The organism is Viridibacillus sp. d25.2 (genome assembly GCF_055456015.2).
This window is the reverse complement of the sequence record NZ_CM196652.1, coordinates 3,856,770-3,870,047: the sequence shown is the minus strand read 5'-3', so window position 1 is coordinate 3,870,047 and position 13,278 is coordinate 3,856,770. Positions and strand designations below refer to the sequence as shown.

The following is a 13,278-nucleotide window of genomic DNA, read 5'->3' as shown; positions in this document are numbered from 1 at the left end:
CTTTCTATCCGTTCATAAACTGAATATGGATATGAAAGGGGTAGACATGATGCGGAAATATTGGATTTTTCTTTTTTTTATAGTGTTGTTAGGGGCGACAGGGGTTTATGTAGTATCAAAAATGCAAGTATCAGAGCCTTCAAGTGCAAAAGTGAGTAAGCTAGATAAAATTGATGAGGCTTACAAACTAATTAGAAAGGAATCCGTGCATGAGACTTCTGAGGAACAGTTAGTTGAAGGTGCAATTAAAGGGATGGCGAGTTCACTGGGTGACCCATATAGTACCTATTACACGAAGGATGAAGCTAGAATGCATAAGGAGTCGTTGTCTGATTCTCGTGTTGGCATAGGAGCAGAAATCACATCTAGTGACGGACGATTTATTATTGTTTCACCGGTTAAGGCGTCTCCGGCTGAAAAGGCAGGATTAAAACCTTATGATGAAATTGTACAAGTAAATAAAGAACGATTAGAAGGTAAATCAATGGCACAGCTCTTAGCTCTTATTCAAGGCGAAGAGGGTACAACATTAAAAATGACTATTTTCAGACCATCAGAAGACCGTCATATTGTGGTTACAATGACTAGAGCAGCAATTTCTATGGAAACGGTGCATAGTGAAATTTTACAAGCTGATGATAATCTTATAGGTTATGTGTCTATTTCATTATTTGGTGAAAAAACTGCTGAAGAATGGCAGAAGCATACGTCTTCTTTAATGAAACAAAAAATATCAGGTCTTATTATTGATGTTCGTAGCAATCCAGGTGGCTATTTACGTAGTGTTGAGCAAGTTATCGGAAGTTTAGTTAAACCAGGCTCTACATATGCTTTTATGCAAAATGCCAAAGGCGAGCTTGGACCGTTAGTAACTGATGAGAAGAAAGCGAAGTTGACTTTTGATGCGCAATTGAAAAAGGTACCAATTGTATTACTTCAAGACGAAGGAAGTGCCTCTGCAAGTGAAGTTTTAAGTGGAGCATTGAAAGAGTTGGACCGAGCTACTATTGCGGGTGTGAAAAGTTTTGGCAAAGGCACGGTACAAGAAACGTGGCCATTATTAAATGGCGGAGAATTAAAGTTATCGACGCATAAATGGCTTACACCTGATAAGGAATGGATTCACGGTAAAGGAATAGAATCAACATTACATGTAGTGCAGGATGAGCTATATCATATGGAATTACCGCCATTAACAGGTAGCTTCAAAGAGGGCGATTTCAATGAGCAGGTCCGATATGTACAAGAAGTATTATCTAAGATGGGCTATAAACTAAAAAGAACAGATGGTTATTTCGATCGCCAAACAGCTGAAGCAGTTCTGTTATATAGAAAGACAAAAAAACTAGCACAAGAACCAATTATTAATGAATCATTCTTTTCAGCATTACATAAAGAAATGGTAGAATATAAGGGTAGCAATGAAAACGACCATCAATTGCAAATGGCTATCGGGTATATGCTGAAAAATTTAAAATGAATAATATTGTAACCAATTTGTTTGTTAAAAGTAGCTAACGAAATAGGTATAGTCTTATCATTTTAAGAAAGAGCCTTACCTTTATAAGCTTTTTTCTAATATTTCACCCAAAATAGGCTCTAATTATGAAATATAATCCAAATACCACTACGTTTTCAAACAGTCGTTTGATACAATTAAGAAATAATCATACTACTAGATACACAACGGAAGGTGATGCGGAAAATGTACTTAGATATAATAGTTGAGCTTGTAAAAGGCATTGGCCGTTTCTTTTTAAATCCAATTCTATACATTGCCATTATTTTTGCCATATTAATAGGCTATCGACGCGTGATTAAAGAGCGTGAATCATTCAACACAAGGATTCGCTGGGGCTGGACAGAAACTCTTTTCTTGTTAAAAGACGGATGGCTATTAGCATTAGGTATTTCGATAGTAAGTATTGCTATTGGGTTAGTTATACCATTTGAATACTTAATATTATTTATTTGTGCAAGTATCATTTGTATTTTAACTTTTTATTATTATACAGCTTCAGCAGTTTATCCTTTCGCCATAGCTTTTAGTGTAATTTGGTATTTATATGCGAGTGATAAGTCTTTTGACTTTTTGAAATGGACATTCTCTGGCGGATCAATGGACAAAGGGCTATATGTTGTAATACCAGCATTTATCGGTTTACTTCTGTTAGCTGAAGGTATACTTATTTATAAACACGCAGCGAATTTTGCTTCACCTAGATTAGAAAAGTCTGAGCGTGGTATGCCGGCTACTACATATTTAGTGAAGCGATTATGGCTACTCCCGATTTTCTTCGTTATCCCAGGTGGATTAATACAAGACTATCTACCTTATTGGCCACAATTTACGATGTTCAATACTACGTTTTCAATAATATTAGTACCAGTAGTGATTGGATTTCAGCAGCGCACACGTAAAACATTGCCTGCTCACTTTTATCCTCGAATGGGGAGAACAATTATCTTACTAGCTCTAATTGTGTTAATAGGAGCAGGTATTGCTTATAAGGTAACTATTCTTGGCTTTATCGCTGTTTGTATCGCTGTATGTGGGCGTGCTTTAATTTCGATTATATATGCTTGGACTGAGCGAAATGCAGGCTATGCGGTAACGCCAAACAATTCTGGTGTGGTCATAGCGGCTGTCTTACCAGGATCTCCTGCACAGGCGATGGGATTACAGGTGGGGGAATGTATCCGTAAGGTGAATGGTATTGAAGTGCAAAAAGAAGAAGAATTATATGAAGCTTTGCAAATAAATGCCGCACATTGTCGTATTGAAGTATTAAATCATGAAGGTGAAGTTCGTCTGCGACAACATGTTATTCATCGACATGACCATTACAAAATTGGTCTACTCGTCGTAAGATAAAGGAGAAAAAATAGAATCTATGGATACTAAAGTAATTTTAGCGCTGTTCATTCCAGGATTACTCGTTGTATTATTTACACGGATCACATTCAGTCATTATGTAGCTTTATTGTTATCTGTAGCGCTTATAGCAGCTTCAGTTTATGCTGGCTTTACACATACAACATTTTTATTCGTCATTGATGCATTTTCATTAACAGTTGGCTTCTGGTATGCCACACGTATGATGAATCGTAATAAAGAGCAATAAGAATACAAAAGAAAGCCCGAATTGTCGAATGAGACAATCGGGCTTTTGCTTTTTCAGGAAATGACCTGGACGGAATGTGAGCTACAAATGAGTAACGGATGGAATGACTAAACTCGAATGGGAGTTATGAATAGATTCTCTCGCAAATGGGCGATACTCAAATGAGAGTTTCTTAGCAAACAATTGATATCATCAACCTTCTTTATTGAACGAAAAGAGCCTATTGCTCCTTTACCAGAAAGAAAACAATAGGCTCTCAAAAATATACGAAAACCATCTCGTTCTCATCTTTCAAGCAAATGATGCTTGTAGGAATTGGCACAGTGTTCATACGTGAATCTGTTGCCGAGACTTCATAGGGCCTGTCCCTCAGTCTCTCTGGATAAGAAAGTGATGTTACTATGTAATTGTTGTAAGAATTATATATTACTATATACTGCATTGAGTGAAAAGTCAAATAATTTTAAAGGGATTAAAAAATTAAACTATAAATTGATAAAATAGCAATAGCACCAATTACAACAATGATAACATTAGCGCCAGCAAATGCGATAGCAAAAGCAGTTACAGTACCAACTAGGCCAAATAAAATATCGCCTTCTTTAATTAGTAATATTGCAGGGAAGATCATAGCACCTAATATTGCATAAGGTATGTTTTGTAAAATACCCGATATGATAGGGGGTAACTCTTTTCCTTCTAAAAAGGTTAAAGGAATTGCACGTGGAATATACGTTACAACTGCCATACCGATAAGCATCCACCAGTACCAAGAACCCATTACATAAAACCTCCTTTACTTTTCGCACGATTTGCATAAATGATTTCAACCGTTATTGAAGAAACCAGAGCAGCAACTAATAACGCCCAGCCGGTTGATAACAATTGAGTCCAATAGAAGAAGCAGTTAATAACCGCAGCGAGTAATGCAAGCATGATTACTTTGCGATTACCTTTCATAGAAGGAACTAAAAGTCCGACGAACATAGCGTATAGAGCAATCCCCATAGCAATTTGTAGAAATGCTGGCAAATTTGCGCCGATTAAGTGTCCTACTGCTGTGAAAACAACCCAACTCCCATATGCGATGAGCATTACACCTACACCAAATGAGGTAGGTAGTTTTTCTTCATTTCGTGTTGCAAGTACAGAGAATGACTCATCTGTTACCCAAAAAGCATAGATTGATTTTTTCCACTTTTTATCAGATTGCATCTTTTCGTTCAGTGATGCCGTCATTAAAAAGTGACGGATATTGACGACAAAAGTATTAAGGACAATAAGTAAAGGATCTGTCCCCGTTGTTAATAAATTTAAAGAAATATACTGTGAAGCCCCAGCGTAAACGAATATACTCATAGCCGTTGCCTCAATCATTGACAGGCCGGTTGTCTTTGCGAGCAAGCCAAATGTCAGTGCAATTGGAAAGTAGCCGATCGCAATACTAGAACCTGCCTTCATACCTGCTGAAAAGCCGAGTTTTTTCATGTGTTGGTCCTCCATTAAAATGTTTAATAAAGTATACAACTGTATGATAAAATATACAAGAGGTGAAATTAATGGAAGAAATAAGCCGTAATTTAGGGAAACAATTGAAGAAGGTCCGTCATCAACGCTCGCTTAGCTTAGATGATATGGCCAAATTAACAGATGTCAGTAAAGGTCAATTAGCGCAAATGGAAAAAGGAGAATCTAATCCAACTGTGTCGACGATTTGGAAAATCGCCGCCGGTTTACGTATATCATTTTCAACATTATTACAACCAGCTAAGGAGCAATTTATTAAAATAAGTGGTTCAGAAATGCCATTTGTCACTGAAAATGAAGGAAGATATCGAGTATATTCAATTATTCCTTATGACCCAGAGCGTGGTTGGGAATTATTTAAAGTAGAGATGGATCCTGGGTGTAGTCATAAGAGTGAAGCACATAATGATGGGGTAGAAGAAACGATTACTGCTATAAAAGGACAAGTAGTTGTCGAAGCTGGTGACATGAGTGAAACCCTAGATGTTGGTGAAACGCTCGTATTTAAGGGACATCAAAGCCATCAGTATACGAATACTGCGGATGAAGTGACTGTCCTACATTTTATTTTACAGTATAAACAGTAACTTTTAGGGTAGCGATCATCCTCAGTTGGGATTCGAACAAGACGCTATTTTCTAGAGAGGAAGAAATACATGCCGGATTGGTTAACATTAGAAAATTTTCATGCATTAGCAACAGAATATAGATTATTTGGAACGCTTCTTGGCATCTTACTACCGTTTATAGAAGCATTTTTGCCATTTCTCCCATTAGCTGCTTTCGTTGTTGCAAATGCCAGTGCATATGGGTTATGGATTGGTTTTTTACTCTCTTGGAGTGGAGCGGTGTTAGGTTCTTATTGTGTATTTTTGGTCGTACGAAAGTATGGGCAAAGTCAATTATTGAACTTTGTGACAAACAGTGCTACGGTGAAAAGATTAATCCGTTGGGTTGAAATAAAGGGTTTTACTCCCTTGTTTTTATTATTATGTTTCCCTTTTACACCATCAGCACTTGTCAATATTGTTGCAGGCTTATCCAGTTTAAAACGCCATCATTATTTATTTACAGTAATGGCTTCAAAACTTGTTATGATTTTCTTGATTAGTTGGATTGGCTCAGATTTAAGTGCACTTATAACAGATCCTATTCGTACTGGTATAATTGTAATATTGATAGGAGTTATGTGGTGGGGTGGGAAAAAGGTTGAAGGACATCTAAATGCTAAAGTAGAGGAAGATATGAGAAGTGTCTCCCGAGCAAATAAAAAGTGAAGTAATTTGCCATTGTGCTATTTTTAATATAAAATAGAACAAGTGTTCTTATTTTATTTAAGGTTAACATAAATAATAAAAGTAGTCGGATTTTTTACCGTCATTGAAAGAGGAGGAGTTAGAATGTCACTGCGTATCGTTTCCGGAAGGTCAGGCTCTGGAAAATCAACGCTTATTCATCATGAAATAGTTGATATTATAAAGGAGCAGTCGATAGGAGCACCAATATTCTTACTTGTTCCTGACCAAATGTCATTTTCTTCTGAATATGATTTAACACATCGCTACGGTGTATCAGGGCTTATACGAGCGCAAGTTACGACCTTTAAGCGTTTAGCGTGGCGCGTTCTGCAAGAAACTGGTGGCATTAGCCGACAAGAGATTAACGGCTTTGGCTATAGAATGCTCATCAAACGTTTACTAGAGGATAATAAAGAACAGTTTTCATTGTTCCGTCAAGCAGCTGGAAAACGAGGTTTTACAGATGAGATGGAAACGTTGTTAAAAGAATTTAATCGCTATAGTTTAGATAGCAATACATTAGAAGCGCTTATATCAGATTTTGAAGGTTTGAATGCACCACAGACATTGCGCGATAAGGCACATGATCTGCAATTATTATTGGCAGCTTTAGAAGAGCGGTTAGGTACTACATATATTGATAGTGAAGGTTACTTCCCTTTACTAACAGCACAGCTAAAGGATTCGGAAATGATCCAATCTGCAGACATTTATATTGACGGATTTACAGCATTCACGACACGAGAATTCGAACTAGTGCAAGAACTTTTAAAAGTAGCGCGTAGAGTTACTGTTGTCTTACCTATGGAGTCAGATGCTGATGCAGAGGATGAACAGGCGTTATTTTATCAATCTGCTCGGACAAGTGTACGCTTAAAAGAATTAGCATTTGAAGAAGGTATTGAAGTAGAGCCGACTGTACATTGCCAAACAACTCAACGTTTTCAAAAAAATGATTTAAAATTTATAGAAGAAAAATTTAATTCACTTAATGATGCAATAAGTAATTCTTCGGGTAATTTTGAGATCATTGAAGCAGCTAATCGCCGTGCTGAAGTACATGCAATTGCTAGAAAAGTTAGGGGATTTATACAAAATGACGCCATTCGTTATCGTGATATGGCTATTTTGTATCGTCAAGCAGATGTATATGATCCGTTATTTTCTACAATCTTCCCTCAATATGATATCCCGGTCTTTGTGAGTCAAAAAAAACCAATGCTCCATCATCCGTTAATAGAACTTAGTCGCTCGGCCCTGGAGGCTATCCAATCGGATTGGAAGTACGAGCCTATTTTCCGTGCAGTAAAAACGGATTTGTTTTTCCCAGTAGATGCGGACTTACAAGTTTGGCGGGAGCGAGCAGACCGTTTAGAAAACTTTGTTATAGCGCAAGGCATTTATGGTGAGCGCTGGTTTGATGAGGATCGCTGGCTATATAAAAAGTACCGTGGACTAGAATTTTTAACGAAAAACCAAACAGATGAAGAGCGTGCCTTCCAGCAAGAAATTGAAGCAGCTCGTAGTAAAGTGAGAGAACCTTTAAAAGAGTTAGAAAATCAATTAGCTAGCTGCCAAACGGGTCGCGATATCGCAACAGCTCTGTTTAATTTTATTGAGAATCTTTCAGTTTATGAAAAACTACAAGCTTTAAAAGATAAAGAAATAGACAAGGGTCAACTCTTAGCTGCAAGCGAACATGAACAGGCTTGGAACCAGTGGGTAGACGTACTAGATCAATTTGTCATGATGTTCGGTGAACAAGAAATGACATTAGAAGAAGCACTACACACGTTAGAAGAAGGTTTTGATACTTTAGAGTTTTCGCGTATCCCACCATCATTAGACCAAGTGACGATTGCAACGGCAGACTTATCTCGTTTAACAAATATGAAAGCTGTTTTCGTAATTGGTATGAATGAAGGGATATATCCGCAACGTATGGACCATGAAGGGCTGCTATCGGATTCAGAACGTGAATGGTTTATGCAGCTTGGAATGGAGCTCGCACCAACATCTAAAACACGATTATTAGAAGAATCATTCATCACCTATCGTGCCTTAACAATGGCGTCTGATAAACTTGTTGTTAGTTATGCTATTGCAGATGAAGAAAGTAAAGCGTTATTACCATCACTATATGTGAAGAAATTACAGCAACTTATTCCAGATACGCCATTTACAAGAGCGTTAATGGATCCAACTGAAGCTTTATCAGAGCTATCGGATCTCCCTTATATTAATCACCCTAATACGTCTTTAGCCTATTTAATGATGCAACTAAGACAAGTGGAGCATGGAAAAGAGCTATCACCTGAATGGCGTGCATTGAGGGCATATTATGAAAAGGATCCTTATTGGTCAGATATTCTAGAGCGTCTAATGCGCCCATTAACAGTACTAAATAAAGCAGAGCAACTTACACCGGATATCACTGATGCTTTATATGGCTCAACGCTTACCTCTAGTGTTTCACGTATTGAGAAGTTTTATGGTTGTCCGTTTTCTCATTTTTCTACTTATGGTTTACGACTTGAAGAGCGCGCGGAATATCGTCTTGAAACACCGACAATCGGAGACTTATTCCATGCCGCATTAAAATGGATTTCAGAGGAAACACATGAGAAGAATATAAAATGGGGTCAGTTAAACCCAGAGCAGTGTGCTGATTTAGCGAAAAGAGCGGTAGATAAAATTTCCCCATTATTATATCACCAAATATTAATGAGTACGTCTCGTTATCGATACATTCAACGAAAGTTAACATTAATCGTGCAAAGAACAATGCTTTCTTTAAGTCAACATGCACGGGTATCAAATTTCAAACCGATTGCTTTAGAAGCTGCATTTGGACCAGGAGAACCCTTACCACCTCTGATGATTAAATTAGATGGAGGTAAGAAAATGCAAATGCGCGGTCGAATTGACCGAGTAGATGCTACAACAATCAGTGACAAACCGTATATTCGCGTTGTAGATTATAAATCTTCTGCGAAAAAACTAGATTTAAATGATGTATATTATGGTCTATCTTTACAAATGCTCACTTATTTAGATGTAGCTGTTGAAAACTCTGAGGCATGGTTACCATTGCATTCAGAAGCTGGTGGTGTGCTATATATTCATGTCCACAATCCGATGTTAAAGCCTCATGATAATTTGGATGGGCAACAAGCGGAGATTGAACGATTGAAAGAATTTAAAATGAAAGGTCTTTTATTAGATGATAGAGAGACTTTGATTGACATGGATGAAGCACTTGAAGAAGGGGGCCATTCACAAATTGTCCCAGTTTATGTGGGTAAAAAGGATGGCACTGTTTCTCCAAAAATGTCTTCAGTTATATCGACTCAAGATATGGGACATCTGCGGAATTTTGTACGTCACAAGCATCAACAGGCTGGTGAGGGCATTTTAGCAGGACATACTGATATAAGTCCTTACCGTATGAAAACACGTACCGCTTGCGAATATTGTTCATTTAAGAGTGTGTGTCAATTTGATACAACAGATGCAAATCAACATTATCGATACTTACAACCAATCGGTAAAAAAGAAGATGTTATAGAGCAAATTCGAAAGGAGACTAGAGTAGATGTTGACAATTCCTGTGAAGCCGGCGACAGCAACTTGGACTGATGAGCAGTGGAAAGCAATTTGGACTACTGGTCAAGATACTTTAGTATCAGCAGCAGCGGGCTCAGGAAAAACCGCTGTATTGATCAATCGAATGATTGAAAAGGTTATCTCAACAGATAATCCAATCGATGTTGATGAATTATTAGTTGTAACATTTACAAATGCATCTGCAGCTGAAATGCGTCATCGTATGGCCGAAGCGCTTGAAAAAGCAATTACTAATCAACCAGACTCAAAGCATCTTAGAAGACAACTAAGCTTGTTAAATAAAGCGCAAATTTCTACATTGCACTCATTTTGTTTAAATATTGTTCGACAATATGCTTATTTATTAGATATTGACCCTGGCTTCAGAATTGCAAACGATACAGAAGCTGCACTGTTAAAAGATGATACTTTAGCTGAGGTATTAGAAGAAGCTTATAACAGTGACCAAGTTGACGATGTTTACCGTTTAGTTGACAGTTTCACATCCGATCGAGATGACCAGGCAATTGAGACGTTAATTGATAAGTTATATGATATGTCACGTGTTAATCCAGAGCCAAAGAAATGGCTAGAATCCCTACCAGACCAATATGACCTTAACGGTATTACATCAATTGATGAGTTGCCAATCAGTCATATAATTAAGCGTTCGGTTAGTCACGCTATTGAAGCTGCATATGCACTTATTAAAGACATGCGAGAACTAAGCTTAGAACCAAACGGACCTTCAGCTTATGGTGAAACAGCTGAGAAAGATTTTATTTTATTAACTGAGGCACGTGCATTTTTACATGAACGTTCGTGGGAAGAGGCGTACGAATATTTCCATGCCGTAAGCTGGGCTAGAATTTCTACGAAGAAAATGGATTGTGATTTAGAACTAAAAGCTTTAGCTCAAAACAAACGTAAGCAAGCGAAGGATTTATTTGACACTGCTAAAAAACAATATTTCACAAGACGACCAGATAGATTGCTAGAAGAGATTCGTTTAATGAAGCCTATACTCGAAACACTAGTGAAAATTGCTTCAAGTTTCAGTCAAAAATATGCTGCAGCAAAAAACGAAAAAGGCCTTGTGGATTTTTCCGACTTAGAACATTTTGCTTTGCAAATTCTAACGGATGAAATAGATGGAAAACTTGTCCCATCAGCAGTAGCACTTAGCTATCAAGAAAAATTTAATGAAGTACTTGTTGATGAATATCAAGATACTAACAAGCTTCAAGAAACCATTTTACAGCTTGTGAAAAGTGGTGGAGAAGCGGATGGCAATATGTTTATGGTTGGTGATGTGAAACAATCTATTTATCGTTTCCGATTAGCAGAGCCAACACTCTTTTTAAATAAATATCTGGCATTTGAAGAAGAACCAATAGATACAGGTATGAAAATTGACTTAAATGCAAATTTCAGAAGTCGACCAGAGGTTTTACACGGTACAAACTATGTTTTTTCACAAATTATGGGCGAAGAAGTCGGAGAGATTAATTATGACGAAGCTGCAGCGTTAAAGCCGCAAGCTCCTTATAATGAAAAAGAAGCGCCTATTGAATTGACCGTCTTATATACAGACCAATCAGAAGATGAAGTCACTAAGGACTCTGATGATAGTCAAGTGGAGGTCAGTTCAGAGCTGCAAGCCGAAGAAGAATTAAAAAAATCTCAACAAGAAGCACGCTACATGATCAAGAAAATTAAGCAATTAATGGATTCTGGACAAATGGTTTATGATACAAAGAAAGGCACAGAACGCCCTTTAGAATATCGTGATATTGTCATATTAATGCGCTCGATGACATGGTCGGGTGACCTAGCAGAAGAGTTTAAGCTGGCAGGTATTCCATTATATGCAGAGTTGTCTAAAGGCTATTTTGAAGCACTTGAAGTGATGATAATGGTAAATACATTAAGAGTTATTGATAATCCATATCAAGATATTCCATTAGCGTCTGTACTAAGAGCGCCATTTGTTGGCCTAACAGAGAATGAGTTAGCAAAAATTCGTTTAGCTGACCCTAAAGCACCTTTTTATGATGCGTTGAAACAATTTGTACGCATCGAAGGGACTGGTCTAAAATCTAGTACTGCTGAAAAGTTACAACGTTTCCTACTGCAATATGAAGATTGGCGTGATTTAGCACGCAGGGGTTCTCTAGCAGGATTAATTTGGCGCGTATATATTGATACAAATTATTATGAAATGGTTGGTGCAATGCCTAATGGCAAGCAGCGTCAAGCGAATTTACGTGCTCTTCATGATCGTGCATTATCGTATGAAAAGACTTCATTCCGTGGGCTGTTTCGATTTTTGAGATTCGTAGATCGTATGCGACTACGTGGTGATGATTTAGGAACGGCTCGTGCTATTAGTGAAACGGAAAATGTTGTGCGTTTAATGACGATTCACTCATCTAAAGGATTAGAGTTCCCTTATGTTTTTGTAGCAGGATTAGGTCGAGAGTTTAACAAAATGGATTTCAATTTACCTTATTTATTTGACCAACAATTTGGCTTAGCGGTGAAAATGATTGACCCTGAAAAACGTATCCAATATACTTCGCTACCATTCCTTGCAATGCAAGAGAAAAAGAAGCTTGAGTTGAAGGCAGAAGAGATGCGCGTTCTTTATGTTGCGATGACACGAGCAAAAGAACATCTTTATCTAGTTGGTACAGTGAAAAATTGGGATAAGACAAAAGCTGTTTGGGAAGACGCTAAACTATTAACTGCAGGGGAAATGCTGCCTGATCATGTCCGAGCATTAGCAAAAAGTTATTTAGATTGGATTGGTCCTGCTTTAGCGAGACACCCAGACTATGACCGATGTCTAAATGATGGAGATCAGAAAGCGGTAAACGAATTATCGAGGTGGAAAGTTCAAGTTATAGGTGCAGAGCATTTTAAAGCGCCATTAGAAGTAGCAGAAATAGAAGAAGAGGTTGTTGAAGATGCCAAAAAGTCTGCTCAAGTAGATGAGGGATTATTAACAACAATTAAAAAGCGTTTTGATACAGCGTATGCGTATGATAGAGCGATAGCAAAACGATCTAAAACTTCTGTTAGTGAGCTAAAACGTCTGCAAACTTTAGAACAATCGGAGCAACCTGAACTTTTTTGGAATGCTCCCAAAAAACTGCAGCAAGTGTCGAAAAGACCAAACTTTTTACAACAACGTTCGTTAACTGCTGCCGAAATTGGAACAGCTATGCATACGGTAATGCAACATATACCACAGCAAGGTTTGCATTCAATCGAGGAAGTTGATGTTTTTGTGCAAGGACTTGTTGACCGCCAACTCCTGACGAAAGAAGAGGGGACAGCTGTGCAGGCACCAAAAATTATAGGTTTCTTTTCTACACCTGCGGGGCAACGCTTTATGAATGCAGTGGAACTTTATCGAGAAACGCCATTTACTTTTAGTATTACTGATGAAGACGGTGATTCACAAATTGTGCAAGGGATTGTCGATTGTTTGTTTAAAGAAGAAGATGGCAAATGGATATTACTCGACTATAAAACAGACCGTATTAATGGAATGATGAAAACGGATGAAGGCTTACAGAAAGAGATGAAGGAACGTTACGATGTACAGTTGAAGCTTTATAAAAAGGCACTAGAAGAAACTTTAAGGATTACTGTTGCAGAAAAATTAATTTATGCATTTGACGCACAGCGATCAATTGAATTATAGGAGTGAATGG

At 37.7% G+C, this 13,278-nt stretch carries 9 protein-coding genes and 1 riboswitch; of the genes, 7 read left to right on the top strand and 2 right to left on the bottom strand.

What is annotated here, in order from left to right:
* Window positions 1–46: 46 nt before the first annotated feature.
* The 3 genes from ACZLO7_RS19070 to ACZLO7_RS19060 all read left to right on the top strand — a co-directional run bounded on the left by ACZLO7_RS19070 (window position 47) and on the right by ACZLO7_RS19060 (window position 3,125).
* Window positions 47–1,480, top strand: coding sequence for a S41 family peptidase (locus ACZLO7_RS19070; RefSeq protein WP_511261363.1), 1,434 nt, complete (start codon window positions 47–49; stop codon window positions 1,478–1,480).
* 225 nt (window positions 1,481–1,705) lie between these two features.
* Window positions 1,706–2,875, top strand: a complete 1,170-nt coding sequence (locus ACZLO7_RS19065) for a PDZ domain-containing protein (RefSeq protein ID WP_464938267.1) — start codon at window positions 1,706–1,708, stop codon at window positions 2,873–2,875.
* Window positions 2,876–2,885: 10 nt separating this feature from the next.
* Window positions 2,886–3,125, top strand: coding sequence for a CsbA family protein (locus ACZLO7_RS19060; protein WP_464938342.1), 240 nt, complete (start codon window positions 2,886–2,888; stop codon window positions 3,123–3,125).
* Between the two features lie 281 nt (window positions 3,126–3,406).
* Window positions 3,407–3,514, bottom strand: a riboswitch (SAM riboswitch).
* Between the two features lie 83 nt (window positions 3,515–3,597).
* Here the strand turns inward: ACZLO7_RS19060 and ACZLO7_RS19055 are convergent.
* Both ACZLO7_RS19055 and ACZLO7_RS19050 read right to left on the bottom strand, forming a co-directional pair.
* Window positions 3,598–3,906 (bottom strand): branched-chain amino acid transport AzlD family protein, encoded by a 309-nt coding sequence (locus ACZLO7_RS19055; RefSeq protein ID WP_464938268.1) that lies wholly within the window; start codon window positions 3,904–3,906, stop codon window positions 3,598–3,600.
* Window positions 3,906–4,613 carry an AzlC family ABC transporter permease gene (locus ACZLO7_RS19050; protein WP_464938269.1) on the bottom strand — a complete coding sequence of 236 codons (708 nt, stop codon included), beginning with the start codon at window positions 4,611–4,613 and terminating at the stop codon, window positions 3,906–3,908. The genes ACZLO7_RS19055 and ACZLO7_RS19050 overlap by 1 nt, the downstream gene beginning before the upstream one ends.
* A gap of 71 nt (window positions 4,614–4,684) precedes the next feature.
* On the opposite strand from ACZLO7_RS19050, the gene ACZLO7_RS19045 reads away from it, so the two are divergent.
* The 4 genes from ACZLO7_RS19045 to addA all read left to right on the top strand — a co-directional run bounded on the left by ACZLO7_RS19045 (window position 4,685) and on the right by addA (window position 13,268).
* Window positions 4,685–5,239 (top strand): helix-turn-helix domain-containing protein, encoded by a 555-nt coding sequence (locus ACZLO7_RS19045; protein WP_464938270.1) that lies wholly within the window; start codon window positions 4,685–4,687, stop codon window positions 5,237–5,239.
* Between the two features lie 69 nt (window positions 5,240–5,308).
* On the top strand, window positions 5,309–5,929 hold the full coding sequence (locus ACZLO7_RS19040; protein WP_464938271.1) for a TVP38/TMEM64 family protein: 621 nt from the start codon (window positions 5,309–5,311) through the stop codon (window positions 5,927–5,929).
* Window positions 5,930–6,052: 123 nt separating this feature from the next.
* Complete coding sequence (gene addB / locus ACZLO7_RS19035; RefSeq protein ID WP_464938272.1) at window positions 6,053–9,589, top strand: helicase-exonuclease AddAB subunit AddB; 3,537 nt, start codon at window positions 6,053–6,055, stop codon at window positions 9,587–9,589.
* Window positions 9,546–13,268 (top strand): helicase-exonuclease AddAB subunit AddA, encoded by a 3,723-nt coding sequence (gene addA, locus ACZLO7_RS19030; protein ID WP_464938273.1) that lies wholly within the window; start codon window positions 9,546–9,548, stop codon window positions 13,266–13,268. Before addB ends, addA begins: the two co-directional genes overlap by 44 nt.
* Window positions 13,269–13,278: the final 10 nt, after the last annotated feature.

Bases quoted from the DNA above. Each gene is read 5' to 3' on its own strand.
- ACZLO7_RS19070 (WP_511261363.1), top strand. From the start codon at position 47: ATGATGCGGAAATATTGGATTTTTCTTTTTTTTATAGTGTTGTTAGGG.
- ACZLO7_RS19065 (WP_464938267.1), top strand. From the start codon at position 1,706: ATGTACTTAGATATAATAGTTGAGCTTGTAAAAGGCATTGGCCGTTTC.
- ACZLO7_RS19055 (WP_464938268.1), bottom strand. From the start codon at position 3,906: ATGGGTTCTTGGTACTGGTGGATGCTTATCGGTATGGCAGTTGTAACG.
- ACZLO7_RS19050 (WP_464938269.1), bottom strand. From the start codon at position 4,613: ATGAAAAAACTCGGCTTTTCAGCAGGTATGAAGGCAGGTTCTAGTATT.
- ACZLO7_RS19045 (WP_464938270.1), top strand. From the start codon at position 4,685: ATGGAAGAAATAAGCCGTAATTTAGGGAAACAATTGAAGAAGGTCCGT.
- ACZLO7_RS19040 (WP_464938271.1), top strand. From the start codon at position 5,309: ATGCCGGATTGGTTAACATTAGAAAATTTTCATGCATTAGCAACAGAA.
- addB (WP_464938272.1), top strand. From the start codon at position 6,053: ATGTCACTGCGTATCGTTTCCGGAAGGTCAGGCTCTGGAAAATCAACG.
- addA (WP_464938273.1), top strand. From the start codon at position 9,546: ATGTTGACAATTCCTGTGAAGCCGGCGACAGCAACTTGGACTGATGAG.